This is a genomic window from Nocardia glycosmidis (genome assembly GCF_052545115.1).
In genome coordinates this window covers 215,793-242,310 of sequence record NZ_JBQWRH010000004.1, presented here as the reverse complement: position 1 = coordinate 242,310, position 26,518 = coordinate 215,793, and the positions used below count along the sequence as shown (strand labels likewise).

24 protein-coding genes are annotated in these 26,518 nt (G+C 68.3%); 10 read left to right on the top strand and 14 right to left on the bottom strand.

Annotated elements, in window-relative coordinates:
• Positions 1–162: 162 nt before the first annotated feature.
• From ACT86A_RS07105 to speD, 4 genes are all read left to right on the top strand, one after another.
• Positions 163–1,107, top strand: coding sequence for a PAC2 family protein (locus tag ACT86A_RS07105; RefSeq protein WP_445091178.1), 945 nt, complete (start codon positions 163–165; stop codon positions 1,105–1,107).
• A gap of 69 nt (positions 1,108–1,176) precedes the next feature.
• On the top strand, positions 1,177–3,675 hold the full coding sequence (locus ACT86A_RS07100) for a DEAD/DEAH box helicase (RefSeq protein WP_445091177.1): 2,499 nt from the start codon (positions 1,177–1,179) through the stop codon (positions 3,673–3,675).
• 173 nt (positions 3,676–3,848) lie between these two features.
• Positions 3,849–4,964, top strand: coding sequence for a type III PLP-dependent enzyme (locus ACT86A_RS07095; protein ID WP_445091176.1), 1,116 nt, complete (start codon positions 3,849–3,851; stop codon positions 4,962–4,964).
• Between the two features lie 8 nt (positions 4,965–4,972).
• A complete protein-coding gene (gene speD / locus ACT86A_RS07090; protein ID WP_445091175.1) occupies positions 4,973–6,175 on the top strand; it encodes an adenosylmethionine decarboxylase in 1,203 nt (400 codons plus the stop codon).
• Between the two features lie 64 nt (positions 6,176–6,239).
• Here speD and ACT86A_RS07085 read toward each other — a convergent pair whose 3' ends face one another.
• From ACT86A_RS07085 to ACT86A_RS07070, 4 genes are all read right to left on the bottom strand, one after another.
• Positions 6,240–7,610 (bottom strand): cation:proton antiporter, encoded by a 1,371-nt coding sequence (locus ACT86A_RS07085; RefSeq protein ID WP_445091174.1) that lies wholly within the window; start codon positions 7,608–7,610, stop codon positions 6,240–6,242.
• Between the two features lie 162 nt (positions 7,611–7,772).
• The gene (locus tag ACT86A_RS07080) at positions 7,773–7,979 is read right to left on the bottom strand and encodes a tautomerase family protein (protein ID WP_445091173.1); all 207 of its coding nucleotides are present in this window, start codon (positions 7,977–7,979) and stop codon (positions 7,773–7,775) included.
• A gap of 119 nt (positions 7,980–8,098) precedes the next feature.
• Positions 8,099–8,593 carry a gamma-glutamylcyclotransferase family protein gene (locus ACT86A_RS07075; RefSeq protein WP_445091172.1) on the bottom strand — a complete coding sequence of 165 codons (495 nt, stop codon included), beginning with the start codon at positions 8,591–8,593 and terminating at the stop codon, positions 8,099–8,101.
• Positions 8,594–8,647: 54 nt separating this feature from the next.
• On the bottom strand, positions 8,648–9,556 hold the full coding sequence (locus tag ACT86A_RS07070) for a hydrogen peroxide-inducible genes activator (protein WP_445091171.1): 909 nt from the start codon (positions 9,554–9,556) through the stop codon (positions 8,648–8,650).
• A 111-nt stretch (positions 9,557–9,667) separates the two neighbouring features.
• Between ACT86A_RS07070 and ACT86A_RS07065 the strand changes: the two genes are divergently transcribed.
• From ACT86A_RS07065 to ACT86A_RS07055, 3 genes are all read left to right on the top strand, one after another.
• On the top strand, positions 9,668–10,255 hold the full coding sequence (locus ACT86A_RS07065; protein ID WP_445091170.1) for a peroxiredoxin: 588 nt from the start codon (positions 9,668–9,670) through the stop codon (positions 10,253–10,255).
• Positions 10,256–10,352: 97 nt separating this feature from the next.
• Positions 10,353–10,892, top strand: a complete 540-nt coding sequence (gene ahpD / locus ACT86A_RS07060; protein ID WP_445091169.1) for an alkylhydroperoxidase, AhpD family — start codon at positions 10,353–10,355, stop codon at positions 10,890–10,892.
• A gap of 120 nt (positions 10,893–11,012) precedes the next feature.
• On the top strand, positions 11,013–11,687 hold the full coding sequence (locus ACT86A_RS07055; RefSeq protein WP_445091168.1) for a PhzF family phenazine biosynthesis protein: 675 nt from the start codon (positions 11,013–11,015) through the stop codon (positions 11,685–11,687).
• Between the two features lie 7 nt (positions 11,688–11,694).
• Here ACT86A_RS07055 and ACT86A_RS07050 read toward each other — a convergent pair whose 3' ends face one another.
• From ACT86A_RS07050 to ACT86A_RS07040, 3 genes are all read right to left on the bottom strand, one after another.
• Positions 11,695–12,426 carry an anti-sigma factor gene (locus ACT86A_RS07050; protein WP_445091167.1) on the bottom strand — a complete coding sequence of 244 codons (732 nt, stop codon included), beginning with the start codon at positions 12,424–12,426 and terminating at the stop codon, positions 11,695–11,697.
• Entirely contained in the window at positions 12,419–13,021 is a 603-nt protein-coding gene (sigK, locus tag ACT86A_RS07045; protein ID WP_445091166.1) for an ECF RNA polymerase sigma factor SigK, read from the bottom strand. Before sigK ends, ACT86A_RS07050 begins: the two co-directional genes overlap by 8 nt.
• 149 nt (positions 13,022–13,170) lie before the next feature.
• The gene (locus tag ACT86A_RS07040) at positions 13,171–13,833 is read right to left on the bottom strand and encodes a DUF5134 domain-containing protein (protein WP_445091165.1); all 663 of its coding nucleotides are present in this window, start codon (positions 13,831–13,833) and stop codon (positions 13,171–13,173) included.
• Between the two features lie 530 nt (positions 13,834–14,363).
• Between ACT86A_RS07040 and ACT86A_RS07035 the strand changes: the two genes are divergently transcribed.
• The gene (locus tag ACT86A_RS07035; protein WP_445091164.1) at positions 14,364–14,864 is read left to right on the top strand and encodes a GNAT family N-acetyltransferase; all 501 of its coding nucleotides are present in this window, start codon (positions 14,364–14,366) and stop codon (positions 14,862–14,864) included.
• Between the two features lie 89 nt (positions 14,865–14,953).
• Here ACT86A_RS07035 and ACT86A_RS07030 read toward each other — a convergent pair whose 3' ends face one another.
• Positions 14,954–16,183 carry an aminotransferase family protein gene (locus tag ACT86A_RS07030; RefSeq protein WP_445091163.1) on the bottom strand — a complete coding sequence of 410 codons (1,230 nt, stop codon included), beginning with the start codon at positions 16,181–16,183 and terminating at the stop codon, positions 14,954–14,956.
• Positions 16,184–16,374: 191 nt separating this feature from the next.
• Here ACT86A_RS07030 and hrpA point away from each other — a divergent pair, with 191 nt between their 5' ends.
• The gene (gene hrpA, locus ACT86A_RS07025; RefSeq protein ID WP_445091162.1) at positions 16,375–20,544 is read left to right on the top strand and encodes an ATP-dependent RNA helicase HrpA; all 4,170 of its coding nucleotides are present in this window, start codon (positions 16,375–16,377) and stop codon (positions 20,542–20,544) included.
• 1 nt (position 20,545) lies between these two features.
• On the opposite strand, the gene nrdR is transcribed toward hrpA, so the two are convergent.
• Together nrdR and ACT86A_RS07015 are read right to left on the bottom strand one after the other, a co-directional pair.
• Entirely contained in the window at positions 20,546–21,016 is a 471-nt protein-coding gene (gene nrdR, locus ACT86A_RS07020; RefSeq protein ID WP_445091161.1) for a transcriptional regulator NrdR, read from the bottom strand.
• Between the two features lie 479 nt (positions 21,017–21,495).
• A complete protein-coding gene (locus ACT86A_RS07015) occupies positions 21,496–21,963 on the bottom strand; it encodes a hypothetical protein (protein ID WP_445091160.1) in 468 nt (155 codons plus the stop codon).
• 333 nt (positions 21,964–22,296) lie between these two features.
• Between ACT86A_RS07015 and lexA the strand changes: the two genes are divergently transcribed.
• A complete protein-coding gene (lexA, locus tag ACT86A_RS07010) occupies positions 22,297–23,025 on the top strand; it encodes a transcriptional repressor LexA (protein WP_445091159.1) in 729 nt (242 codons plus the stop codon).
• An 89-nt stretch (positions 23,026–23,114) separates the two neighbouring features.
• On the opposite strand, the gene ACT86A_RS07005 is transcribed toward lexA, so the two are convergent.
• The 4 genes from ACT86A_RS07005 to ACT86A_RS06990 all read right to left on the bottom strand — a co-directional run bounded on the left by ACT86A_RS07005 (position 23,115) and on the right by ACT86A_RS06990 (position 26,508).
• Positions 23,115–23,864, bottom strand: coding sequence for a DUF6390 family protein (locus ACT86A_RS07005; protein ID WP_445091158.1), 750 nt, complete (start codon positions 23,862–23,864; stop codon positions 23,115–23,117).
• A gap of 139 nt (positions 23,865–24,003) precedes the next feature.
• Entirely contained in the window at positions 24,004–25,080 is a 1,077-nt protein-coding gene (hypE, locus tag ACT86A_RS07000; protein ID WP_445091157.1) for a hydrogenase expression/formation protein HypE, read from the bottom strand.
• Positions 25,073–26,185 carry a hydrogenase formation protein HypD gene (gene hypD / locus ACT86A_RS06995; protein WP_445091156.1) on the bottom strand — a complete coding sequence of 371 codons (1,113 nt, stop codon included), beginning with the start codon at positions 26,183–26,185 and terminating at the stop codon, positions 25,073–25,075. The genes hypE and hypD overlap by 8 nt, the downstream gene beginning before the upstream one ends.
• Complete coding sequence (locus ACT86A_RS06990) at positions 26,182–26,508, bottom strand: HypC/HybG/HupF family hydrogenase formation chaperone (protein WP_445091155.1); 327 nt, start codon at positions 26,506–26,508, stop codon at positions 26,182–26,184. Before ACT86A_RS06990 ends, hypD begins: the two co-directional genes overlap by 4 nt.
• Between the last annotated feature and the right edge of the window lie 10 nt (positions 26,509–26,518).

Genomic DNA, 26,518 nt, shown 5'->3' with positions numbered 1-26,518 from the left:
CGATGGCCGTCATCGGCATGGGGGACAATGGACGGTGGTCGGCGTCCCGGACGACTGCTGATCGCGCCACAACACCAACCGTGGTCACGATCGGGCAGGCAACCACACTCGCGCGTGAGGTACGCGTCCGGGCCGCAGGAACCGCGCAGGAAGGAGTACGCGATGGACTACGAGTCGCGAATGTACGAACTGGAGTTTCCCGCTCCGCAGCTGTCGTCGGCCGACGGCTCGGGCCCGGTTCTGGTGCACGGGCTGGAAGGATTCACCGACGCCGGGCACGCGGTGCGGCTGGCCACCACGCACCTGCGCGAGAGCCTCGAAAGCGAACTGGTCGCCTCGTTCGACGTGGACGAGCTGCTGGACTACCGATCGCGGCGCCCGCTGATGACGTTCAAGACCGATCACTTCGCCGAGTACGCCGAGCCGGAGCTCAACCTGTGGGCGCTGCGCGACACCGCGGGCACCCCGTTCCTGCTGCTCGCGGGCTTGGAGCCGGACCTACGCTGGGAAAAGTTCACCACTGCGGTACGCCTGCTCGCCGAACAGCTCGGCGTGCGCCGCAGCATCGGGCTCAGCGCGATTCCGATGGCCATTCCGCACACCCGGCCACTCGGGGTGACCGCTCATTCCTCCGATCGCGATCTGATCTCCGAGCATCAGCGGTTTCCGGGCGAACTCCAGGTGCCCGGCAGCGCCTCATCGCTTTTGGAGTTCCGCATGGCCCAGCACGGTCACGAGTCGGTCGGTTTCTCGGTACACGTTCCGCACTACTTGGCGCAGACCGCCTACCCGGAGGCCGCGCAAACCCTGCTGGAGAACGTCGCCGGTAACGCGGGCCTGGAATTTCCGCTGGCCGCGCTCGGTGAGGCCGCCGCGCGGGTGCGTGAACAGGTCAACGAGCACATCGCGGGCAACGCCGAAGTGGAGACCGTGGTGCACGCACTGGAGCGGCAGTACGACAACTTTGTCACCGCCCAGGAGCGTCAGTCGAGCCTGCTGGTCGGTGACGGCGAGCTGCCCAGCGGCGACGAACTGGGCGCCGAGTTCGAACGATTCCTCGCCGAGCAGGGCGGTTACAACGGCGACGACAACCGCGAGTGGGACTGACTTCCGGGCGGATCCGGTGCCGATCGCCCCTGCACGCGTCGCCGACAGCGAGGCCGTAGGGTGGTCGGAGTGGATCTGACCGAACTGCTCGACATCCCGGGAACCGACACCGACGCGCTCTACGAATCGTTCGGGATCTGGGCCGCCGAGCAGGGCACCGCGCTGTATCCGGCGCAGGACGAGGCACTGCTCGAGCTGGCCTCTGGATCCAACGTCATCCTCGCCACCCCGACCGGCTCCGGAAAGTCGCTGGTCGCGGTCGGCGCACATCTGTTCGCGCTCACCCAGGGCCTGCGCACCTACTACACCGCGCCGATCAAGGCGCTGGTGAGCGAGAAATTCTTCGCCCTCTGCGACGTGTTCGGCGCCGAGCGTGTCGGCATGGTCACCGGCGACGCCGCGGTGAACCCGGACGCGCCGATCATCTGCGCCACCGCGGAAATCCTGGCCAATCTGGCGCTGCGTGCGGGCGCGGACGCCGACGTCGGCCAGATCGTGATGGACGAATTCCACTTCTACGCTGATCCCGACCGAGGCTGGGCCTGGCAGGTCCCGCTGCTGGAACTGCCCCGCGCCCAATTCCTGCTCATGTCGGCGACGCTCGGCGACGTCGATTTCTTCGCCCGTGACCTGAAGCGCCGGACCGGCCGTTCCACCGCGGTCGTCGCGGGCACCGAGCGCCCGGTACCGCTGAGCTTCTCCTACGCCCGCACCCCGATCACCGAGACCCTCGAAGAACTGGTCACCACCCATCAGGCCCCGGTCTACGTGGTGCACTTCACCCAGGCCGCCGCGCTGGAACGTGCGCAGGCCCTGACCAGTGTGAACTTCGCGACCCGCGCGGAGAAGGACGCGATCGCCGCAGCGCTCGGCGAGTTCCGGTTCGCGGCGGGCTTCGGCAAGACCCTGTCGCGGCTGATCCGGCACGGCATCGGCGTCCATCACGCGGGCATGCTGCCGAAATACCGCCGCTTGGTCGAGCGGCTCGCTCAGGACGGTCTGCTGAAGGTGGTGTGCGGCACCGACACCCTCGGCGTCGGTATCAACGTGCCCATCCGCACGGTGCTGCTCACCGGCCTGACGAAGTTCGACGGTGTGCGTACCCGCCGGTTGAAAGCCCGCGAGTTCCATCAGATCGCCGGTCGCGCGGGCCGGGCGGGCTACGACACCATGGGTACCGTCGTCGTTCAGGCCCCCGAACACGAGGTGGAGAACACCCGGTTGCTGGCCAAGGCGGGCGACGACCCCAAGAAACAGCGCAAGGTGCAGCGGCGCAAGCCGCCGGAGGGCTTCGTCTCCTGGAGCGAAGAGACTTTCGATCGCTTGGTCGCCGCCCAGCCGGAGCCGATGGTGTCGCGGTTCACCGTCACCAACGCCATGTTGCTGAACGTGATCGCCCGACCGGGCAACTGTTTCGAAGCCATGCGTCACCTGCTCGAAGACAATCACGAGCCACGACCCGCCCAGCGCAGGCACATTCTGCGCGCTATCCGGCTCTATCGCGCCCTGCGTGACGCCGGTGTGGTCCAGCAACTGCCGGAACCGGACGCGCAGGGCCGACGCGCGCGCTTGACCGTCGACCTGCAACGTGACTTCGCGCTCGACCAGCCGCTGTCACCGTTCGCGCTGGCCGCGCTGGATCTGCTGAACAAGGACGCGCCGAGCTATACCCTCGACGTCGTATCGCTGATCGAATCCACATTGGAGGATCCCCGCCAGCTGCTGATGGCCCAGCAGCACAAGGCGCGCGGAGAAGCTATCGCGGAGATGAAGGCCGATGGCATCGACTACGACGAGCGGATGGAACTGCTCGAAGAGGTGACCTGGCCCAAGCCTCTGGCCGAGCTGATCGAACCGGCCTACGAGACCTACCGGGGCGGGCATCCGTGGGTGTCGGAGTTCGCGCCCGCGCCGAAGTCAGTGGTGCGCGACATGATCGAGCGCGCGATGACCTTCGCCGAGCTGATCTCCTTTTACGAGCTGGCCCGCTCCGAGGGCGTGGTGCTGCGCTACCTTGCCGACGCCTACCGCGCGCTGCGGCGCACGGTGCCCGAGTCGGCGCGCACCGAGGAACTCGACGACGTCACCGAGTGGCTCGGTGAGCTGGTCCGCCAAGTGGATTCGAGTCTGCTGGACGAATGGGAGCAGCTGACCAACCCCGGCGCGGAGACCGACGCCGATCAGGTCGCCTTCGGTGCGGAGACGGTGCGCCCGATCTCCGCGAACGAGCGCGCCTTCCGGGTCATGGTCCGCAACGCGATGTTCCGCCGCGTCGAACTGGCCGCGCTACGGCGTTGGGACGACCTGGCCGAGTTGAGCCCCGGCCCGGACTGGGCGGAGGAACTCGCCGGCTATTTCGGGGAGTACGAGCGGATCGGCACCGGCCCCGACGCCAGAGGCCCGCAACTGTTCCAGATCGAACGAAGACCGGGGTTCTGGCAGGTGCGGCAAGTGCTCGACGACCCGGCGGGCGACCACGGCTGGTCGATCGACGCGGTGGTCGATCTCGCCGAATCCGATGCCGCGGGCGAGGTCGTCTTCGACGACGTCACCGTGTCCGCCGGCTGAGCCCGCACCGCGAACCGGTCCGCATCCACACAGGTCAGCGCCTTCATCCGGCCAGCAGGACAGGGTTCGGCAACCCTGCGGCGAATCCAAGGTTCGATGAAGGTTTGCTGGATTCGTTTCTGGGTAGCGGCCGCTGATACTCTCTCCCCCGCTGCCCAAGCGAAAGACCAACTATGCCCGAATCGCCGTATCTTGTCATCCATACCGAGCGTGTCCGTGAGAATTACCGCGCGCTCGATGCCGCCCTGTCCGCGGACCGCGGCACCGCGACGCGGATCCGCTTCGCCGTCAAGGCGAGCCCGGTGCCGCAGATCGTGCGCCTGCTCGACGAGGAGGGCGCCGAGTTCGACGTCGCCAGCATCGGCGAGATCGACCTGTGCCTCGGGCTCGGCGTGGCACCGGAACGCTTGTGCTACGGCAACCCGATCAAGAAGGCCGCCCACATCGCCCGGGCCTACGCGCTGGGCGTGCGCCGCTTCGCCTTCGACACCGAAGACGACCTGCTGCGCATCGCCGAGCACGCGCCCGGCTCCGAGGTGGAGTGCCGCTTCCTGGCTTCCGCGCCGGCGTCGCAAACCCCATTCGGCACCAAGTTCGGCTGCACTCCGGGCGAGGCGTTGCGGCTGCTGGTCCGGGCCAGAGATCTCGGGCTGGTCGTCGCCGGGCCGTACTTCCATGTCGGCTCCCAGCAACTGGACCCCGCCGCGTGGCGGATCGGCATCGAGCAGGCGGGCCGGATCGTGGAAGCGTTGGCGGACAAGGACATTCCGGTCGGATGGGTGAACATCGGCGGCGGGCTGCCGATCTCCTACGCCGACTCCGCACCCGCACTGGGTGAGATCGCGGCGGTGGTGCAGCACGCCGCAGCCGAATTCCTTTCCGGGAGTACCGGATTGGTCGTCGAACCGGGCCGGGCGCTGGTCGGTTCGGCGGGCACCATGCACGCCGAAGTCGTCGGCGTCCGCACCGCGCCGGACGGACGACGCTGGGTGTATCTCGACATCGGCCGTTACAACGGGATGGCCGAGACCGAGAACGAGTACATCGCCTACCGGTTCGTCACCGACCGGGACGGTGATCCCGTCGACGAGGCGGTGGTAGCCGGTCCGACCTGCGACGGCGACGATGTACTGTATCAACGCACGCGAGTCCTCCTACCGACCACGTTGCAAGCCGGTGATCGCATTCGAATCCCCGATACCGGCGCCTATACCGCGAGCTATTCGTCGGTGTCCTTCAATGGTTTTCCGCCCTTGACCGTTCATGTCTCGGGCGCTGAGCGAGAGTGAGTTTGCCCATGACGGCGGAATTCACCGGCTGGCATGTGCTGGCCGAGTTCGGTGGTGTCGATGCAGACCTCTGCGACGATCTCGAACGACTCGAATCGGCGTTGCGTGCGTCTTTGATCGCGGCGGGCGTCACCATCTGCGATGTCGTACACAAGAAGTTCGACCCGCAGGGGGTGACCGTCCTCGCGCTGTTGTCGGAGTCCCACGCCTCGATTCACACCTATCCGGAGTCCGGCGACATCTTCGTCGACGTCTTCACCTGCGGCAGCATCGGCGCGGGGGCGTCGAAGGCGGTCGAATTGCTCCGGGACTACTTGTCCCCCAAGGATGTTCGCATGCAAGTCATCCGCCGGGGACACGGCGGCCAGCGGATCGAGGAGCCGGTCGGCCCGGGGCTGACCCGCATCTGGGACCTGCACGACGTGATCGTCGACACACACACGCCGTTCCAGCATATGGTGATCGCGCGGACCGAGCAGGGCATCAGCCTGTTCTCCGACGACGACCGCCAGTCCACCGAGTTCTCCCAGCTGACCTACCACGAGGCGATGATGGTCCCCGCTTTCGTGCTGGCCGAGAAGCTGGACAACGTGCTCATCATCGGTTCCGGCGAGGGTGTGGCCAGCCAGATGTCGGTCGCCGCCGGCGCCACTCACGTCGATCACGTCGATATCGACCAGCTCGAGGTCGAACTCTGCGCCCAACACCTGCCCTATGGCTACACCACCGATGACCTCACCGCGGCGGTCAAGGGTACGGGGCCGATCACGGTGCATTACGCCGACGGCTGGGACTTCCTCGCCACGGCAGCGCAGGCCGGGACCCGCTACGACGTCATCGTGATCGACCTGCCCGACGAGCGCGTCGAAGACGCGCAGCACAATCGGCTCTACGAGGCGGAGTTCCTCACCCGATGTCGTGCCCTGCTCGCACCCGGCGGCGTCCTGAGCGCGCAGGCCGGATGCGCGACCATGTGGCGCAACGAGACCCTGCAACGATCCTGGCAACGGTTCCACGACCAGTTCGGCACCGTCGTGCATTACGGCAGCGACGAGCACGAATGGTCGTTCCTGTTCGGCCTGGTCGACACGATCGACGACCCGGTCCGCGGGATGACCGATCGCCTGGCGCTGCTGCCCTACAAGCCCGAGACCATCGACGCGAGGGCACTGGTGCGCGGCGCGATCGAACCACACGCCCTGCGGGTCTAGGCGACGGCACCCGGATGCGCCGGTTCCGAATCCGGGACCGGCGCATCCGGCATTCGTCACCCGATCAGAGCCGCGCCGGGTCCGCAGGTGGCTGTCCCGGTGCGGCCGCCTGCGCCGGCTCCTCGCCACTGGCCCCGAACACCATGCCGTTCTTCCATGCGCTGCGCTCGAACATCCGCTGCAGCGGTGTCGCGACGCACGTGGTGACCGTGGTCATGATCGCCAGCACCGTGTACAACTGCGGGGTGATCAGTCCGGCCGAGAGCCCGACGTTGAGCAGCACCAACTCCATCAGCCCGCGCGCGTTGGCCAGCGCGCCCATCGCACCCGCCTCGCGCCAGCCCATGCCCTGCGAACGGGCGACCAGCCCGACGGCGCCGAATTTGCCCGCGAATGACACCACCAGTACGACCACGGTTACCAGCAGCACCTTCGGTTCGAAGATCAGGCTCAGTTTCGTGTTCAGACCGGTGTAGATGAAGAAGACCGGCAACAACAGATAGGCGACCAGTGGCTCGAAACGAGAGCGAATCCGGTCCAGGAACTCACCGCGCGGCATCACGATGCCCGCGACGAACGCGCCCAGCACGGAATGGATCCCGACGAAGTCGGTGAAAGCGGCGGCCAGCAGCACCACCAGCAGGACCACGGTGAGCGGACCCACCGGCAACCCGCCCGCGGTCTCCGCGTCACCCCGCCGCGGCGCCCAGGTCTCCAGCCGGGCCAGCCAGCGGCGCGCGACGAAGAACATGAACAGCAAGTACGCCGCACCGCCGCCCACCGCGAGGTAGATGCCGCCCGGGCTGTCCTTCGCGGTAGCGACGACCACCGCCAGCAGCACCCACGCACACAGGTCGTCCACCGCGGCGACGGCCATCGCCATCGTGCCGAGACGGGTGTTCATCAGCCCGGAGTCGTAGACGATCCACGCCAGGATGGGGAACGCGGTAACGGCGACGGCGGCGGCCAGGAACAGCGCGCCCTGCCAGCTCGACACTCCACCGGTGAAGAACCCGCCCTGATCGGCCAGCCACCAGCCGACCACGCCGCCGAGCACCATCGGCACGGCGACGCCGGTCAGCGACGTGGCCCCGGCCTGGCGCACATGCTTGCCGAAGATGTCGCGCTGGAACGAGCTGCCGACCAGGAACATGTACAGCACCAGGCCGAGCTGACCGACCACGTAGATCGCGGTGAGGTTCGGATGCACGATGCTCGTGCCGCCCACCGCGAGCGTGGTCGGGAACAACCACTCCTGGGCCTGCGGCCAGGCCCAGCCGAGCACCGACGGCCCGAGCAGGAAGCCGGCGATCATGATGACCACCACCTGCACTTGCCCCAGGCGCCGGAAGACCGGCCAGAGCAAACGGTAGGTCACGAGGATGACCACGATCTGTAGGAACAAGTGGGTAGAGATTTCGAGCAGCGTCGGCACCGCAGCTCCCCTCCGTCGAGCTGGACATGTCCTATCAGGATCTCGGCTGGGCGTGGAAACGTAACGGCTTTCGCGTGACTTTCGCGTGACGAATTCGGGTGGCGTCGCCCGTGACCGGCGCGACCGGCACCCGAATCGCCTGTCCGGCGCGCTATTTCGCGGTCAGGGCCGCTGCTGCTCGCGCCACCGCTCGACGTCGACCCCGCCGACACCCCAGTTCGAGAGCGGGACTTCGTCGATCACGACGTAGGTGCTCGCGGGCGATTTGCCGAGCACGTCGTGCAGCAGATCGGTGACGCCCTTGATCAGCCGCGCCTTCTGCTCGGGGGTCACGCCGTCGTCGGTGACTTTGATATTCACGTAAGGCATTTCAGGCCGTCCTTCCAGAGATGAACCCGCCGTCGACGGGGAGGATGTGTCCGGTGGTGAAGGCCGCGTCGGCGAGATACAACACCGCGGCCGTGGTGGCAACAGCCGCCGATACAGCCTCACGCCATGGGATCCGACCACCCGGGTGCAGCCACGTCCGGGAAATTCGCGCGATCCTGCCGCCACCGTGCGGACCGGGCGGCGAACTGGCCGAGATGCTCGGCGGCGAACCGGTCCCGCGCCCAGTCCGTCGGATCCGCCGCCACTGTCCAGACGTAGGTCCACACCGGAGTATTCCGGCCGTCGACGAGCACCTGGCGCAGGTCGTACTCGTCGTCCTCGAACGCGTCGAGAATCGTCCACTCCGTCGGGGTGAGATCGCTCAGCACAGCGCCGCGGGCGCGCCCATCGGCCGCGGCGACCAGCCCCGGATACAGCCGCCGCGGCAGCGCGGCGGCGCGCCACCCGGTCAGTTCGGCCGGTTGCCGCGACGGCACCCGACCGAGCAGTGTCGTCAGCACCTCGGGAAACTGCAGCGTGCCGTAGACGAACAGCGCATGGTCCGACCCGAACAAGCGGCCGAGCCGCCCGTCTCCCAGCGCCGCCGATGCCAACTCACATCTCCTCTCACCGGTCTCCACTGTGCCCGCTCCGCGCGTTCGACGCGGCTACATCGGCCGTTGCGCACGGACGATGGCGGCCAGATATTCATAGTCGTCGGCGCGGGCACTGGACGTGCGGAAGACCAGACCGATGGTGCGGCCGGGGGCGGGCGCGCAGAAGTGCGCCACGTCCAGCGTGGCCCGGGCGGTCTCCGTCGCGACAGCCATCTGCGGAATCAGCGTCACACCGAGCCCGCCCGCTACGCACTGAACCACGGTGGACAGCGACGCCGCCCTGGTGTCGCCGACAGCCGCCGGATGCACATCGGCCGAGCGGCACGCCGCCAAAGTCTGATCGCGCAGACAGTGCCCCTCGTCGAGCAGCAGCAGCGGCTGGGCGTCCAGCACCGATGCCACGAGGTCGCCGCGCCCGGCCAGTTCGTGGCCACGCGGCGTGATCAGCACGAATTCCTCGGAGTACAGCGGGATCTCGACCAGGCCCGGCATATCGGTGGGCACCGCGAGCAGCGCGATGTCCAGCACGCCGGTGCGCAGCCCGTCCAGCAGCCGAGTGGTCTGGTCCTCGATGATCTGCGGGCGCAAGTCGGGCAGCCGCTTGCGCAATTCCGGCAGCAAACCGGGTAGCACGTAGGGGGCGACCGTCGGGATGATGCCCATCCGCAGCGTGCCGCCGAGCCCGTCGCCGGTCGCCGACGCGACGAAGCGGTCCGCGGCCTCCAGCGTCGCCATCGCCTTGGGCAGCAGCCGCATCCCCGCGGCGGTCACCAGCACGCGCCGGGTGCTGCGTTCGATCAGCTGGAGCCCGAGCCCATGTTCGAGGGCGGCGAGCGCCTGCGATAGCGTGGGCTGACTCACACCGAGGCGGGCAGCCGCGGTGCCGAAATGGCGGTATTCCGCGATCGCGACAAACGCACGCAGCTGCGACAGGGTGGGCTGATAATTCTGATCGGTCACACCTATCAATGTAGTGCGACTGATCACCTTTAACTTTTACCCGCCCTTCGGCAAGATCGGCGGGAGCCTTTCGCACGCGCTAGCAAACCCAACAACGACGAGGAGACGAGCATGGCCCTGCTGACCATCGGCGACCAATTCCCGGCATACAACCTCACCGCGGTCATCGGCGGTGACCTGTCGAAGGTCGACGCTCAGCAGCCTGACGACTACTTCACCCGGATCACCAGTGACGACCACGCGGGCAAGTGGCGGATCGTCTTCTTCTGGCCGAAGGACTTCACCTTCGTCTGCCCGACGGAGATCGCCGCGTTCGGCAAGCTCAACGACGAGTTCGAGGACCGGGACGCACAGGTGCTCGGCGCGTCGGTCGACAACGAGTTCGTGCACTTCCAGTGGCGCGCACAGCACGAGGACCTCAAGACCCTCCCGTTCCCGATCCTCTCGGACCTGAAGCGTGAATTGGCCACCGCCACCGGCGTGCTCAACGCCGATGGCGTCGCCGACCGCGCCACCTTCATCGTCGACCCGAACAACGAGATCCAGTTCGTGTCGGTCACCGCCGGATCGGTGGGCCGCAACGTCGACGAGGTGCTGCGGGTGCTGGACGCACTGCAGTCCGACGAGCTGTGCGCCTGCAACTGGAAGAAGGGCGACCCGACCATCAACGCCGGTGAGCTCCTCGCAGCCAGCGTCTGAAACTCCCGCGCACCGGCTGATCGCCGGTGCGCTACCACCAATCATCGAGACACGACCGGTCCCCGGATGGGGCTGACCCGAGTAGAGGAATCGCCGCATGAGCATTGAGAACCTGAAGAACTCTCTTCCCGAGTACGCCAAGGACCTCAAGCTCAATCTGTCATCAATAGCACGCACCACCGTGCTGAACGAGCAGCAACTGTGGGGCACCCTGCTGGCGTCGGCCGCCGCGACCCGCTCGACGACCACGCTGCGCGAGATCGCCGAGGACGCCGCCGACGTGCTGACGGCGCAGGCGTACAACGCCGCACTCGGCGCCGCCTCGATCATGGGCATGAACAACGTGTTCTATCGCGGCAAAGCCTTCCTCGGCGGGCGCTACGACGATCTGCGGGCCGGGCTGCGGATGCAGATCATCGGCACACCCGGTGTGGACAAAGCCGATTTCGAGCTCTGGTCATTCGCGGTCTCCTCGATCAACGGCTGCGCGCACTGCCTGGAGGCACATGAGCACACGCTCCGCGAAGCGGGCGTGTCCCGCGAGGTGATCTTCGAATCGCTGCGCGCCGCGGCCATCGTGGCCGGTGTCGGCCAAGCAGTGCAGTCGACCGAGGCACTCGCCGCGGCCACGATCTGAAACCCCCCGCAAACCCCTTCTGAAATCCCGCGGAGAGGCCCCGAACAGGGCCACTCCGCGTTTTTCGGTCCGCTCCGGACGGCAGTGGGATGTCGGGGCACCCGAGTAGGCTCGGCGAGCATGGGCACACAGGTTGATGTCGTGCGAGTGTTCACCGACTCCGCAGGACGATTCGGCAACGAACTGGGCATCGCGCGGGCCACGGACGTGGCCGCGGCCGAGCGGCAGGCACTGGCGGCCCGGGCCGGATACGCCGAGACCGTCGTGGTCGAGGAACCGATCGACGAGATCGTCACCGTCCGGATCTACACCCCCACCGTGGAGCTTCCGTTCGCCGGGCACCCGTCGGTGGGGACCGCATGGTGGTTCGCTGCCCAGGGCAGCCCGGTGCGTACGCTGGCCGTCCCGGCGGGCCCCGTGGCGGTGGAACTCACCGATGGGCTGACCTGGATCACCGCACGCGGTGAATGGGCACCGAACTTCACCTTCCACCAGCTCGCCGATGCCGACGAACTCGTCCCCCTCCGAGCGGACGAGTTTCCCGGCGGCCCGCACTACGTGTGGAGCTGGACCGACGAACATCGCGGGTCGCTACGCGCACGCATGTTCGCGCCGACCCTGGGGATCGTCGAGGACGAAGCAACCGGCGCCGCGGCCGTCGCCTTGACCGCTTTGCTGCGCAAGAGCCTGGTCATCACCCAGGGCAAGGGCTCACAATTGTTCACCCAGTGGGACTCCGACGGCTGGGTACGCCTCGGCGGGCGGGTCGTCGCCGACCAGCCGGTCGAGATCTAGCACCCGTTCACGGGAGCGGCACGCCGACGATCGGCTCGGTGCTCGGCGCGTCCGAACCCCCGGCCGGTTCGACACTCACCGCGAGCAGCTCGCCGGACTGGATGCCCGTGACGAACGGCCGATCGGCTGACGGCAGCTCTTTCAGCACCCCGGCCGACCGTGGCTGCCCGTCGGAACCGACCAGCCACATTTGATACACCTGGCCCAGCGGCGGCGGCGCGACCTGGTCGAAGACGACGACCGCACGCCCGAGCCCGGGCGAAACATCCACGACCAGTAGGCCGCCACCGGCAACCGGTCCCTGGACTGTCCGCGCGTCCGGCCGGAGTTCCACCTGGTTCGCGGCGGTCGGGGATGCCGGCGAGCCGACGAATCGCATGGTCACCACGGTTGCGCCGAGCACAAGGCACACGGCGGCGGCGATCGCCACAGCCCGCCGCGGCGGGCGCCGCCACGACGAGATCTGTGCGGTCGATCGTCTGGCGCCACGATCGGGCAGCGCCGCCAGAATACGGCGTTCCAGTTCCGGCGGCGGCGCGTGCTCATCGAGCACGGCCAGCCGTCCCATGATCTCGCGCACCTGCCAGATCGTGTCGGAGAATGCTCGCCGCACGGCCGGGTCGGCGGCTGCCAACCGAGCATCGATATGCCTGCGTTCGATGTCGGCGACCGCGTCCAACGCGCACGGATAGGCGAGGTCGATGAGGTCCGCGTCCAGTCGCGGCGAGGTGTCAACCATCGCTGTCATCCCCGGACAAACACTTCTCCAGCCGTTTCAGCCCGTCGCGGATACGAGTCTTGATCGTGGGCAAGGGGACCGACAGGTGGTCGGCGACCTCACGGTAGGTTTGCCCGCTGTAATACGCCAGCACGATCGCCTCGCGCTGGGTGGGGGTCAGCCGGTCCAAGCACTCTGCCACCTGCTGTTCTTCGATGCGCTGCGCTACCGATTCGGCGACGACGTCGTGGGCGCGGCCCAACTGCTCGTGCGCGTAGATCAGCTCGCGGTTGCTGGCCGAACTCTCCGCACGGACGCGGTCCACCGCCCGCCGGTGCGCGAGCATCATGAGCCAACCGACCGGGCTGGCCAATGTGGGATCGTAGCGGTCGGCCATCGACCACACCTGGAGATAGACCTCCTGGGTCACCTCCTCCGCGGCGGCGTGACTGCGCAAGATCCGCGCCGTCAGCCCGTACACCCGAGGACTGGTCAGCTGGTAGAACTCGGTGAACGCGCCCCGGTCGCCCGCGCCCGCCGCCGCGAGCAGCGCGGCCAGTTCACGGGTCGCCAGACCGGCGCGCGCCTGTTCACCCGCGGCAGGCGCGGGGCCCACGGACCTCGGGTCGTCGGGTTCGTCCCGCTCGCGTGCCGGACAGCCAGACCGTCGAGGTGAAGCAGAACCGTGTTCGTTGCTCATCGCCGAATCCCCTGCCTGCATAAACAGGGTTCGGTATGCAGGGGGAACCGGATTGGTCCGGCAGGTCAACCCGAGATCGCGGCGACCATCATGTAGGCGGTGCCAGCGTCCATCACTACGTGCGGCACCACCGCCCACGGCCGCGCCGGTCCGGTGAGACCGGCGACGCAGCCACCGGAACGAATGAGCACCCCGAGCGGTCCCCGCTGGTGCGCGAGCGTCCATCCGCTGCAAGCGGCGGAGGCTACGAGCAGCGCGTCGAGCAGGAACAGCACGGCGATACCGAGCGCCGGGCCTGCGGCCGGCCCGCCCCCGTGCCCGGCGGTGGTGTGGCCGGACATCGCGTACAGCATCACGGCGGTGGCCACCATGTGGTACGCGATCGGAACCAACCGGTCGATCGGCAAGGGCCGGCCCGGCCCGGCATATTCCGCGGCGCGGGTGACCAGCAGCGCGGCGAACACCACCGCCATCGCCGTCAGCACGCCGCGCAGCGCGTGCGGGCTCGCACCCGACGGAAACAGCAACATTGCGAGCATCACCAGGCACATCATCACGTGGGCGCCATCGGATTCGGCATGGGTTGAAACATCCTCGGGCACAGCAGCGACCTGGTGACCGGGAAGCGCGACCGCCGTCGCCCGCGCTAGCACGATCACCGCCGCGATCAGGAACGCCGCCACCACCAGCCACCGCAATACGGCATACTCCTGCACAAACTGCGCCACACCCACCACCTCTCGGCACGGCGACCGCCGTTCGCCGCCCTTTCATGCTCGCATCCCGAAACGGGCAGGGTGCCCATTTCGGTTGCGCCGCATCAACCTCGAACGCCCGCCATCAATCAGTGCTCGATACGGCTGGGCGCCGTGCCGGCAGTTCACGACGGCTCGCCGACGAACAACACGTCGCGGACGATCCGGACGCCTCCGAGGTAGGGCCGATGTTCTTGGACGACAAAGATTTCCAGCCTGGTAAATGCGTCCTCTGGACAACCGCCGGGACCACCCGGCTCGTCGAGCACTTCCGCGCATACGGGAGCCGGTCCAGGATCACCGGTCCGGTCTGCGGATCGACCGTTGCCAGCGCCGCGCCCGCCGTGGCGTGAAGCCCCTCGAGCTGGGTACGCATGGCCGACTTGCCCTTCGGCGGCGGCAGCTGCACCGACCGTGGGCGACTCTGCCGGCCAGATCCGGCATCGACAGCGTCGAGCGGCTACGGCTGGGCGCCCACCAGTGCGGTGCGCCATGATGGACGAGTGTCCCGCGAGATCGAGCAGTGCACCGCCGCTACGGAGCACTGCGAGCTGCGCCTCACGGGCGACCTGACCGGCCCCGCCGTCACCGCCCTGCTCACCGAGCACCTCGCCGAGATGGCGGAGCACTCGCGCGCGGAGAGCATGCACGCGTTGGACCTCGCGGCGCTACGCCACCCCGGCATCACGGTCTGGACCGGGTGGGACGGACGGACTCTCGCGGGCTGCGCCGCGCTGAAGCGCCTCGACGCCGCGCATGCCGAGGTCAAATCCATGCGCACCGCGAAAACGCACCAGCGCCGCGGCGTGGCCGCCACTCTGCTGCGCCATCTCATCGCCGAAGCCACCGACCGCGGCTACCGGCGTCTCAGCCTGGAAACCGGCGCCTCGGACTTCTTCCGGCCCGCTCGTCGGCTCTATGCGACCCACGGCTTCGACTACTGCGCACCATTCGGCGACTACCGCCCCGACCCCAGCAGCGTGTTCATGACCCGCATGATCTGACCCGCGAATGAGTGGCGCAGGGTCGAGCGAACGATTGCCGAATCGTGCCGAAAGTCCCGGCATCCCGACCGGCGCAACCGCACGGTGCGCTAGCCAGGACCGAGCGCGCGGGTGAATCCCTCGACGAGTTCGCAGATCTGGTCGTCGGTCATGACGAACGCCGGGGAGATCTGCATGGCGCCTTGACCGGCCGCGCGACCGGAGATACCGTGCGCGCGAAGGGTTTTCACCATCGGCAGCGCTTCCGCGGGGTCCGCCAGCTGGATCGCGGCGACAGCGCCGAGGCCGCTGCGGACCTCGGCCACCCGGGGATGCTCGGCGAGCACCGAAAGCCGATCGTGGAGACTGGATTCCAGGCGCAGGGCGGCATCGAGGAGGTTTTCGCGCTCGATGATGTCGAGGTTCGCCAGCGCGGCCGCCGCGGCGCCGGCGTGTCCGCCGTAGGTGTAACCGTGCCGCCACCAGACGCCGCCCGCGAAGAACGGCTCCGCCACGTGCGGTGCGACGAAGACCGCGCCCATGGGCAGGTAGCCGGAGGTCAGGCCTTTCGCGGTGGTCATCAGATCCGGCTCGAGCGCGAAACGGGACGAGGCGAACCACGCTCCGCCGATGCGGCCGAAACCGGTGACCACTTCGTCGGCGACGAACAGGATGTCGTGCTCGCGGCAGATGCGGCGCACCTCGGTGAGGTAGCCCTCCGGCGGGAGGTAGACGCCGCCCGCGCCGATCACGGGTTCGCAGAAGAACGCGGCGATCCGCTCGGCGCCGACCTCCTCGATCAGCGCGAGCAGGGCTTTCGCATCGTCCCATGCCACGGTCCGCGCCGCGGGCATCAGTTCGCCATAACCCGCGCGATTCCCCGGTATGCCCGCCAGGGCCGTCCCCGCGACGTGCATGCCGTGGTAGGCCCGCTGCCGCCCGACGACGATCGTCTTGCCGGAGCGTCCGAGTTCGTGCCAATAGCGCCGGGCGAGTTTGGCGGCGGTGTCCACCGAGTCGGAGCCGCCGGAGGTGAAGAAGATCTTGCTGTTCGGCACCGGAGCCAGGTTTGCGAGCCGCTCGGCCAGTTCCTGCGTGGCAGGTTCGGCGATGTCGCCGAAATTGGAGTAGTGCGCGATCGTGCGCAACTGCGCGGCGACAGCGTCGGCGATCTCGCCGCGGCCGTGTCCGACGTTGGTGAACCACAGGCCGGCGGTCGCGTCCAGGTAGCGGTTGCCCGCCTGATCGAAGATGTAAGCGCCGTCGCCGCGGGCGACAACGAACGCACCGTCTCGTTCGATGGCACCCATGTCGGCAAAGCCGTGCCATAGCGCGCTCATGTCCTCCACCTTTGCTGCGTCGCGACGAGCCGTACCCGCATCCGTGTTCCTCGGCCGATCTTCGCATATCGTCTCTTCGCAAATCATCGACGATCAACCGGGGTCGAGCGAACCGCTGGCACCCGCTCGGCAACCGCGTCCGATGCCTGCGAAAAATATCCGGTGGCGGGTTTCGCTAGGCTGGTCGGGCAATGACCAGGACAGCCGCCACCGACTCCCGCGACCTTCGCACCCGCCTGGCCAATCTCTCCCTTCGTGACGAGCACCGGCTGCGGCGCAGGCTCGATCGGGTGCGCGGTGGCGACCTGAGCGCGGTCGAAGCCGAGATCGCGGCGGCCGAACTGCGGGTGCAGGCGCGCCGCGCCGCGGTGCCGCAGATCCGCTATCCGGAGCAGTTGCCGGTCACCGCCCGCCGCGAAGACATCGCAGCGGCCATCGCGGCGCATCAGGTGGTGATCGTCGCCGGCGAGACCGGTTCGGGCAAGACCACCCAGATCCCCAAGATCTGTCTCGAGCTCGGGCGCGGCATCCGCGGCACCATCGGACACACCCAGCCGCGCAGGCTGGCCGCACGCACCGTCGCCGAGCGCATCGCGGAGGAACTCGGCACCGAACTCGGCGACGTGGTCGGCTACACGGTCCGGTTCACCGACCAGGCCTCCGAGCACACCCTGATCAAGCTGATGACCGACGGCATCCTGCTCGCCGAGATCCAGCGCGACCGGCTGCTGCGCCGCTACGACACGATCATCATCGACGAGGCGCATGAACGCAGCCTCAATATCGACTTCTTGCTGGGCTATCTCGCGCAGTTGCTGCCCCGCCGGCCCGACCTCAAGGTGATCATCACCTCGGCGACGATTGATCCGGAGCTGTTCGCCAGACATTTCGCGGACGAAAAGGGCACTCCCGCACCGATCGTCGAAGTCTCCGGTCGCTCGTACCCGGTGGAGATTCGCTATCGACCGCTCGCGCTGGAGATTCCGGTCGTCGCCGACGACGACGAGGACACCCGCTTCGTCGACCGGGACCCGGTGGACGCGATCGGCGAGGCCGTCACCGAACTGTTCGCCGCGGGGGACGGTGACGTGCTGGTATTCCTGTCCGGCGAACGGGAGATCCGCGACACCGCCGACGCGCTGCGCGATCTGCGACTGCCGCGCACCGAGATTCTCCCGCTGTACGCCCGGCTGTCCGCCGCCGAGCAGCACCGGGTGTTCGCCCCGCACCCCGGGCGGCGGGTGGTACTGGCGACCAACGTCGCCGAGACCTCGCTGACGGTGCCGGGCATCCGGTATGTCATCGACCCGGGCACCGCACGGATCTCGCGGTATTCGATGCGGACCAAAGTGCAGCGGTTGCCGATCGAACCGGTGTCGCAGGCGTCGGCACGGCAACGGTCCGGACGGTGCGGACGCGTCGCCGACGGTATCTGCATCCGGCTGTACTCCGAAGACGATTTCCAGTCCCGGCCGGCCTTCACCGAACCCGAGATCCTCCGCACCAACTTGGCCGCCGTCATCCTGCAGATGACCGCCCTCGGACTCGGCGACATCGAGAACTTCCCGTTCGTGGAGGCGCCGGATCGTCGCGCGATTCGCGACGGCATCGCCCTGCTCGAAGAGCTCGGGGCGCTGGCGCGCGACGACGGGCTGGGCGCATCCCGGACGGATACCGCTGCGGCACAACAACAAGCGGACGGCGACCGCCATGCGAAAGCGAGTGGCCGCGACGGCGATGCGGCTTTGTCGCTGACACCGATCGGGCGCGAGATGGCCCAGCTGCCCGTCGATCCCAGGATGGCACGGATGCTGGTGCAGGCGCACCGCAACGGCTGCCTGGCCGACGTGCTGGTCATCGTCGCGGCGCTGTCGATCCAAGACGTACGGGAGCGCCCCGCCGAACATCAGCAGGCCGCGGATACCAAACACGCACGGTTCACCGTCGAAGGGTCGGACTTCCTGGCCTACCTGCGCCTGTGGGAGTATCTCGGCGGGCAGCGCAAGACGTTGTCGTCCAACCAGTTCCGGCGCATGTGCCGGGAGGAGTTCCTGCACTACCTGCGGATCCGCGAGTGGCAGGACCTGCATGGGCAACTGCGCACCATCACCAAGGGCCTCGGATGGTCGGTGCACGCGGACCCATCGGCCGATCCGGCGCAGCCCCGTGCCGGCGCAGCGGCGCCGGAGCGCACGTCCGCCAGCCGAGCACGCCGGGGCGAGTCGGCACGTTCGGGCGGCGACGGTAGATCCGGCACCGACCGTGGCCGTTCCGCCGCCGCGGTAGCGGTCGACCATGACGGTGTCCGGTGGGATGCCACCGCCATCCATCAGGCGCTGTTGGCGGGCATGCTGTCCCACATCGGGGTGCGGGAGGCGGAGTCCAGGGAGTTCCTCGGCGCGCGCAACGCCAAGTTCATGATCTTCCCCGGCTCGTCGCTGGCGAAGAAGCCGCCGCGCTGGGTCATGGCCGCCGAACTGGTCGAAACATCGCGGCTATGGGGCCGGATGACCGCGAAGATCGAGCCCGAATGGGCCGAACGGCTTGCGGGCGATCTGGTCAAACGCACCTACTCCGAGCCGCACTGGTCGGCCAAGCGTGGGGCGGCCCGCGCCTACGAACGCGTCACGCTGTATGGCATCCCGCTGGTCACCGGCAGAGCCGTCGATTACGGCCGGATCGATCCCGAGTTGTCGCGTGAGCTGTTCATCCGGCACGCGCTGGTCCAAGGCGAGTGGCAGACCCGGCACGAGTTCTTCCACCGTAATCGCGCTCTGCTCGACGACGTCGCCGACCTCGAGCACCGTGCTCGCCGCCGCGACATCCTCGTCGACGACGAGGTGCTGTACGAGTTCTACGACCAACGCCTGCCCGGCGATGTCATCTCGGTGCGTCACTTCGACAGTTGGTGGCGCACCGCACGGCGCACGGACGCCGCGCTGCTGGACTTCTCGACCGCCACGGTGACCAACGCGGGCGCCGGCGCGCTCGACCCGGCGGACTTCCCCGACTCCTGGCGTCAAGGCGAGCTCAGCTTCCCACTCACCTACCAGTTCGAGCCGGGCAACGACGACGACGGCGTCACGGTGCGTATTCCAGTGGAACAGCTCGCCCACGTCCGTGCCGTAGGTTTCGACTGGCTGGTGCCGGGGATGCGCGACGAGCTGGCCGCGGCGCTGATCAAGACGCTGCCGAAGACGTTACGCCGCAGCGTTGTTCCCGCGCCGGATTTCGCCGCCGCCGCCCTGGCCGCGCTGACTCCGCGCGCGGAACCACTGCGCACCGGCCTGGCGCGTGAACTGTCCCGCTTGGGTTCGGTCTCGATCGCTGCCTCGGATCTCGATCCCGCCGCACTGCCCGACCACCTGCGGATGACCTTCGCCGCCGTCGGCGGCGAAGGCCGGACGATTGCGCGCAGCAAGAGCCTGTCCGCACTGAAAATCGAACTGGCCGAACAGGTTTCCGCCTCCGTCGCCCGGGCAACGGCAGGCGCGGAACGCCCGCCCGCCACGGTGTGGACCGCCGAGTCGCTCGGCACCGTCGCCCCGACGGTCCGCCGGGAGGTGGCCGGCCAGACCGTGACGGGATATCCCGCGCTGGTCGCCGAAGGCGACGGCGTAGCGGTCCGGGTGCTGAGTTCCCCCGCCGAGCAGGCCGCCGCGATGCGACTGGGCACCAGGGCGCTGCTGCTGCATGCGCTGCCCGCATCGGTCCGCACCGCCACCGCGGGCCTGTCACCCACGGATCGGCTCGCACTGAGCCAGAACCCGTACGGCTCGCTGGAAGCGCTGATCGAGGACTGCCGCGCGGCCGCCGCCGACGAACTGCTGGCCGCTGCGGGCGGTCCGGTCCGTGGCCCGGCGGAGTTCGATGCGCTCGTCGCCCGGGTTCGTTCGGGCTTCGCCTCCGCCGTGGCGCGCTACGTTCGCCTGGTCGTGCCGATTCTCGCCGGCGCCCATGAGGTTTCGGTGGCGCTCGCGCGGACCAGCGAGCGCGACATCGCCGACGATGTGCGCGACCAACTCGACAACCTGGTATTCCGTGGGTTCGTCGCCGAGTGGGGCAGCGCCAGGCTGCGCGAACTGCCCCGCTACCTGACGGCGGCGGTGCTGCGCCTGGAAGCGTTGCCCGGCTCGGCGGTTCGCGATCGTCAGGGCATGGCCGACATCGATCGGGTGCTGGCCGCCTACGACCGTCTGGTCGGGTCGCTGCCGGAGCACCGCAGACATGCGCCCGCGGTCACCGATATCTGGTGGATGATCGAGGAATTGCGCGTCAGCCTGTTCGCGCAAAAGCTCGGCACCCCGTTCCCGGTGTCCGCCAAGCGAATCGACAAGGCCATCGCCGCGATACGGGGCTGAGTCAGTCTGCGGCCGAGAGCGCCTCGGCGCGCGCCTGGCGCATCTCGTGGATCTCGCGTTCGAAGTCCGCGGCCGAGGTGAACGACCGGTAGACCGACGCGAACCGGAGGTAGGCCACCTCGTCCAAGTCACGGAGCGGACCCAGAATGGCCAAGCCCACCTCGTGGCTGGGCACCTCTGGAGAACCCTTGGCGCGCACCGTGTCTTCCACCTGCTGCGCGAGCAGGTTCAGCGCGTCGTCGTCGACTTCGCGGCCCTGGCACGCACGGCGCACCCCACGGATGACCTTCTCGCGACTGAACGGCTCGGTGACCCCGCTGCGCTTGACCACCGACAGGATTGCGGTTTCCACCGTGGTGAACCGCCGCCCGCACTGCGGGCAGGCACGGCGGCGGCGAATAGCCGCGCCTTCGTCGGCCTCGCGCGAGTCCACGACCCGGGAGTCCGGGTGTCGGCAGTACGGGCAATGCATCCGAAAAATCCTTCGTCGATGCGCGTGCTCGCGTCCGGACCGCCACCGATCGCGGTGATCGTTCCGGCGAGCACGTGTACAGAGGTCTATACCTCGGCACCAGGTATTCCCCGTTCGACACGCGGAATACCTGCATAACACTTCGAGAATACCCGCCCGGGTGCCCGGATCATTTCACTCACCCCGACCGACGCCGGGTCTTCTCCTTTCATGCCGGCCTACCGCCGACGCTCGACGCCGGCACTGGCGAGTGCCCGGCTGTGCGTACTCTGCGTACTGTCCCCCTGCACTCGCTCATCCGGGCGATCTGCCGGAGCCCGTCATCGAGGAGGCCGCGACCGCTCCCGCCACGCGGCCGCGGACGAGTTGCTCCAGAACGGCTCGCGGAGGACCACTCCCGCCGACAGGGGTATTCCCATGTCGATACAGCGCGACGCCACATCACCGACGATGGCGTCCGAATGGTTCTCTTGCTCCGGTCAGCGGGGGTACCCGCCACCGTCCCCATCGGCGCCGTCCACCGCCGCCGGGACCGCTCCACCGGACACGTCCCCCGCTTCGCCCGCCCGCGCGTGCGCCAACACGATCAGACCCGCCACCACCAAGGCGGTCAGCAGCGCCGCGACGGCGAGCGCGGCGAACCCGATCTGTGCCTGCTCGACGCGCCGCATCGGATGCGCTCCAGCGGCCCGTCGCGGCACGGAAGCCCTTGTGCCGTCGCCATATCCGGCCACACCGCCGCCGGGCCGCGAATCGCGCGGGCGACGGTCGATCGACGACCGATGCGTGGACACCTGCGCCCGGGAGCGCGCACCGCCACGCAGCACTCGCCGCGCCGTGTGATAACCGAGATCGTCCTGCGCAGGATCGAGGGGGACGCCGCGATGATCGAGCGCCGTGGCCGTCCCGCGGACAAATGGGGTGATCTCGCTGATCGCAGTGCTCATCGGACAAACCTCCGTAGTAGGTACTCCGCCGTCGTTCGAGCCGATACTCGCTGTTCGAATACACGCTGTTCGAATACTCGCTGTTCGAATATTCACTGCTCGAATACCGCTGTTCGCGCACACCTCGAGCAGGTATTCGATCAAATGTTCGAAGAACCGATGTTCGATTTCTACCATGCTCCACCGACGAAGTCAGCAGAAACGCCGACATGCGTCGAACAGATGTTTGATCCATCGGGGTTGCCGGACTAGATTCGAAGGACCGAGGACTTGACAGGCCAGGAACACCCGCGCCGGGCGGACCGGCCGGGCACAGCAGGAAGGGCGGTTGCGGTGAGGCAGACAGACGACACGGGAGACGAGACCGAAATCGGCGCCGATTCGACGGGGGCCGGGACGGATCTCACCGTGCGTCAGCGCAAGGTGCTCGAGGTGATCCGGACTTCGGTGAGCGAGCGCGGCTACCCTCCGAGTATCCGGGAGATCGGCGACGCCGTGGGGCTCACGTCCACTTCGTCGGTGGCGCACCAGCTGCGGGCCTTGGAGCGCAAAGGCTACCTGCGCCGTGATCCGAATCGGCCACGCGCGGTGGACGTCCGGGGCCTGGACGAAGTGGTGCGGTCGGTGACCAGTCTGCCGGTCACCGCGGGGCAGGACGCGGAGGTCGCCGCCGACGCCGATCGTCCGGTGCCCACGTTCGTCCCGGTGCTCGGCCGCATCGCCGCCGGTGGCCCGATTCTGGCCGAGCAGGCCGTCGAGGACGTCTTCCCGCTGCCGCGCGAACTCGTCGGCGACGGTTCGCTGTTCCTGCTGAAGGTGGTCGGCCAGTCCATGATCGACGCCGCGATCTGCGATGGCGACTGGGTCGTCGTGCGGCAGCAGAACGTCGCCGACAACGGCGATATCGTCGCGGCGATGATCGATGGCGAGGCCACGGTGAAAACCTTCAAGCGCACCGGCAAGGACGTCTGGCTGATGCCGCACAACCCGGTCTTCGAGCCGATCCCGGGCCATGACGCTCAGATCCTCGGCAAGGTCGTCACGGTCATCCGCAAGGTCTGACCACCGTCGCGGTGCAAGACCGGTGGCCGCGCAGTGATCCGCGCGGCCATCGACCGACCGGACCGCGCCGCAGTCGGGTCGCTGCGCGCTCACCGCGGCACAGGCCGCGCCGTCGAGCGGGCCAGCCGCCGATTGGTGGCCTCGAGCTGACGCACCGTCACCGCCGCCAGGTCGCGTACCTGGATTTCGTCGAGGCGTCCGCATAATCGCCCCCAGTGCACCGCGACCCGCTCCCCCACCGAAACATCCGGCACCGCCGCGTAGCCGTCCACTCGAATCGGCATGGGCTGCACCGTTTCCGGCGCCAACGCCAAGCGCTGCCCGTCCCAGTCCAGTCTGCGGTAACTCAGCACGACCTCGCCATCGGTGCGGTCGAGCACCGTTGCCCAGGTGATCCGACAGCTGTCGAGCACGTGCAGGGGATGCCGACTGTCGTGACCGAGCAGGCGGGACCACGGGTACACGCCGAAAACGTGGAAGCAGTGGTTGGCCGCGGCTTCGTCGGCCAGCTGCGCGGTGAGATGCGTCCAGTATCCACCCGCGACCGGCCCGAGCAGGGCCAGGAGCTCGGCGGTGAACTCGGCGGGGTCCAGCGTCGCCCCGACCCCACCGCCCAGCCAATAGGACTCGACGAGGCGGCGATCCAGCGGATCGGCGATGCCGGTCATCGTCGCCATCACCTGGAGATAGGGCCACGCGCCGCTGAACCGCCGCGCCACCGCACGCACTTGCTCGTCCGACCCGTCCCGCAGTGCGACCGCGTCGGGTGGCCCGCAGTAGCCGAGCCGATTGGGCGCATAGGCGTACCGGGCGAACATCTCCGCTCCGCTATTGGGCATCAGCAGACCCTTTCAGCGCAACCGTGCGGCTGCTGATCGAGGCGGGCGCATCGGCGCGCCGCGACCGCCGGTCCGTCCGACGACACCGCGGGACCCGAACGATGACCCACCTCACCTTCTCGCTCCGCGTCCACCGGGTTCAGCAGATGCGCGGAAGCTGTTCGCCCGCAGGCAGGTCCACCACGCGCGTGCCGCCGAGCGCCGTGCGGGCCACCACCATCCCGGGATGTTCGGCGACGCACCGGCCGATGGCCGCGGCGTGCGCACCCAGCGGGTGTTCCCGCATTGCCGCGAGCACCCGGTCGGCGTCCTCCGGCGCGACGAACGCCAGCAGCTTGCCTTCGTTGGCCACATACATCGGGTCCAGCCCGAGCAAGCCACAGGCGTCACGCACCGCGTCGGGCACCGGAAGACACCGTTCATCCAGCGCCACACCGATATTCGCGGCGCGCGCGATCTCGTTCAGCGATGCCGCGACGCCGCCGCGGGTGGGATCGCGCAGCACGTGCACGTCGGCACCCGTGGCCAGCATCGCGGCGACCAACCCGTGCAGCGGCGCAGTGTCGCTGAGGACGGTGGTGCCGAACTCCAGTCCTTCTCGGCAGCTGAGCACCGCCACGCCGTGCACGCCGATATCCCCGCTGACCAGCACCACGTCACCCGCAGTCGCGCGCTGCGGCCGGATGTCGACACCCGGGTCGACCAGACCGATTCCGGTGGTGTTGAGATAGATCCCGTCGCCGTGCCCGGCGTCGACCACCTTGGTGTCGCCGGTGACCAGCCGCACCTGCGCGGCCAGCGCCGCGGTGCCCACGTCCTGTGCGATGCGGGCGATGTCGGCCAGCGCGGTGCCCTCTTCCAAGATGAACGCGGTCGACAGCACCATCGGGCGCGCGCCCGCCATGGCCAGGTCGTTCACCGTGCCGTTGACCGCGAGTTCGCCGATCGAGCCGCCGGGGAACACCATCGGCTTGACCACGAACGAATCGGTGGAGAAAGCCAGCCGAGCGCCGCCGAGCGTGACCACCGCCGAGTCACCCAGTTCCGCGTGCGCGGCCGCGCCGAACGCCGGCAGGAACAGATGCTCGATCAGTTCGCCGGACATGGCACCGCCGCCGCCGTGGCCCATCACGATGTTCGGCGAGTCCCGCAGCGGCATCGGGCAGACCCAGCCCGCCATGTCGATCGTGGCGGGGGCCGTGGTCTCCTCACGCATGGGCCACCTCCGCGGGCAGATCCAGCCGCCGGTACAGATAGTAGGCGGCGCACGCGCCTTCGGAGGAAACCATGGTGGCGCCCAAGGGGTTTCGCGGTGTGCACTGCTTACCGAAGGCCGCGCATTCATTCGGTTTGATCAACCCCTGCAACACTTCACCGGAGCGGCAGACCGTCGACTCGGCGGTGTGCAGGTCCCCGACGGCGAACCGCTGTTCGGCGTCGAATTCCCGGTAGCGTTGCGACAGCCGCCAGCCGCTGCGCGGGATCATGCCGATTCCGCGCCAGGCCCGGTCGGTGACCTCGAAGACGTCCTGCAGCATCGCCTTCGCCGCAGGATTGCCCGCCGCGGCCACCGCGCGCGGGTAAGCGTTCTCGAGTTCGTGCCTGCCCGACTCCAGCTGCAGCACGGTGCGCCGGATCCCCTCCAGGATGTCCAGTGGCTCGAAGCCGGTAACCACCATCGGGACCCGGTACCGCTCGGCCAGTGGCGGGTATTCGTCGGTGCCCATCACGGTGCAGACGTGCCCGGCCGCGAGGAAACCCTGCACCCGGCAGGTCGGCGACTCCATGATCGCGGCGATGGCCGGCGGGACCAGCACGTGCGACACCAGCAGCGAGAAGTTCCGGATGCCGAGCCGCTTCGCCTGATACACCGTCATGGCGTTGGCCGGGGCGGTGGTCTCGAAACCGATGCCGAAGAACACGACTTCGCGGTCGGGATTGTCCTTGGCGAGGTTGAGCGCGTCCAGCGGGGAGTAGACCACCCGGACGTCGCCGCCTTCGCTCTTGACTCGGAACAGGTCCTTGGCACTGCCGGGCACCCGCAGCATGTCCCCGAAGGAACAGAAGATGACTCCCGGCCGCGCGGCGATCTCCAGTGCCTTGTCGATCACCTCGAGCGGGGTGACACAGACCGGGCAGCCGGGGCCGTGGATCATCTCGATCTGGTCGGGCAGCAGCTGGTCGATACCGTGCCGGATGATCGAATGGGTCTGTCCGCCACAGACTTCCATGATCGCCCAGCGACGGCTGGTCGCGGCGCGGATTCGATCGAGCAGGCGCGCGGCCAGCTCGGGGTTGCTGAATTCGTCCAGGTACTTCATGACGTCGCCTCCGGTCGCTCGCGTGGTGGCTCGGCAACGGGATTGTCCATCCCCGCCTGTTCGGCGGCGCGGGCGAATCCGTCGCCGAATTCCTCGTTCAGTACGCCGAGGTGCTCGAACTCGGCCAGGGTCCGCAGCGCGGACTCCTCATCCAGCCGCTGGATCGCGAAGCCGACGTGGACTACGACGTAGTCACCGACCGCCGCATCCGGGATGTACTGCAGGCATACGTCCTTGTGCACACCCCCGAAATCGACGACAGACATCAACGCGCCATCCCGCTCGTGCAGGCTGAGCACTTTGCCTGGTACCGCAAGACACATCGTTGTTCTC

Excerpts from the sequence above, each read along its gene's own strand:
- ACT86A_RS07105 (WP_445091178.1), top strand. The coding sequence starts at position 163 with ATGGACTACGAGTCGCGAATGTACGAACTGGAGTTTCCCGCTCCGCAG.
- ACT86A_RS07095 (WP_445091176.1), top strand. The coding sequence starts at position 3,849 with ATGCCCGAATCGCCGTATCTTGTCATCCATACCGAGCGTGTCCGTGAG.
- speD (WP_445091175.1), top strand. The coding sequence starts at position 4,973 with ATGACGGCGGAATTCACCGGCTGGCATGTGCTGGCCGAGTTCGGTGGT.
- ACT86A_RS07080 (WP_445091173.1), bottom strand. The coding sequence starts at position 7,979 with ATGCCTTACGTGAATATCAAAGTCACCGACGACGGCGTGACCCCCGAG.
- ACT86A_RS07065 (WP_445091170.1), top strand. The coding sequence starts at position 9,668 with ATGGCCCTGCTGACCATCGGCGACCAATTCCCGGCATACAACCTCACC.
- ahpD (WP_445091169.1), top strand. The coding sequence starts at position 10,353 with ATGAGCATTGAGAACCTGAAGAACTCTCTTCCCGAGTACGCCAAGGAC.
- ACT86A_RS07055 (WP_445091168.1), top strand. The coding sequence starts at position 11,013 with ATGGGCACACAGGTTGATGTCGTGCGAGTGTTCACCGACTCCGCAGGA.
- ACT86A_RS07050 (WP_445091167.1), bottom strand. The coding sequence starts at position 12,426 with ATGGTTGACACCTCGCCGCGACTGGACGCGGACCTCATCGACCTCGCC.
- ACT86A_RS07030 (WP_445091163.1), bottom strand. The coding sequence starts at position 16,183 with ATGAGCGCGCTATGGCACGGCTTTGCCGACATGGGTGCCATCGAACGA.
- hrpA (WP_445091162.1), top strand. The coding sequence starts at position 16,375 with ATGACCAGGACAGCCGCCACCGACTCCCGCGACCTTCGCACCCGCCTG.
- nrdR (WP_445091161.1), bottom strand. The coding sequence starts at position 21,016 with ATGCATTGCCCGTACTGCCGACACCCGGACTCCCGGGTCGTGGACTCG.
- ACT86A_RS07015 (WP_445091160.1), bottom strand. The coding sequence starts at position 21,963 with ATGAGCACTGCGATCAGCGAGATCACCCCATTTGTCCGCGGGACGGCC.
- ACT86A_RS07005 (WP_445091158.1), bottom strand. The coding sequence starts at position 23,864 with ATGCCCAATAGCGGAGCGGAGATGTTCGCCCGGTACGCCTATGCGCCC.
- hypE (WP_445091157.1), bottom strand. The coding sequence starts at position 25,080 with ATGCGTGAGGAGACCACGGCCCCCGCCACGATCGACATGGCGGGCTGG.
- hypD (WP_445091156.1), bottom strand. The coding sequence starts at position 26,185 with ATGAAGTACCTGGACGAATTCAGCAACCCCGAGCTGGCCGCGCGCCTG.
- ACT86A_RS06990 (WP_445091155.1), bottom strand. The coding sequence starts at position 26,508 with ATGTGTCTTGCGGTACCAGGCAAAGTGCTCAGCCTGCACGAGCGGGAT.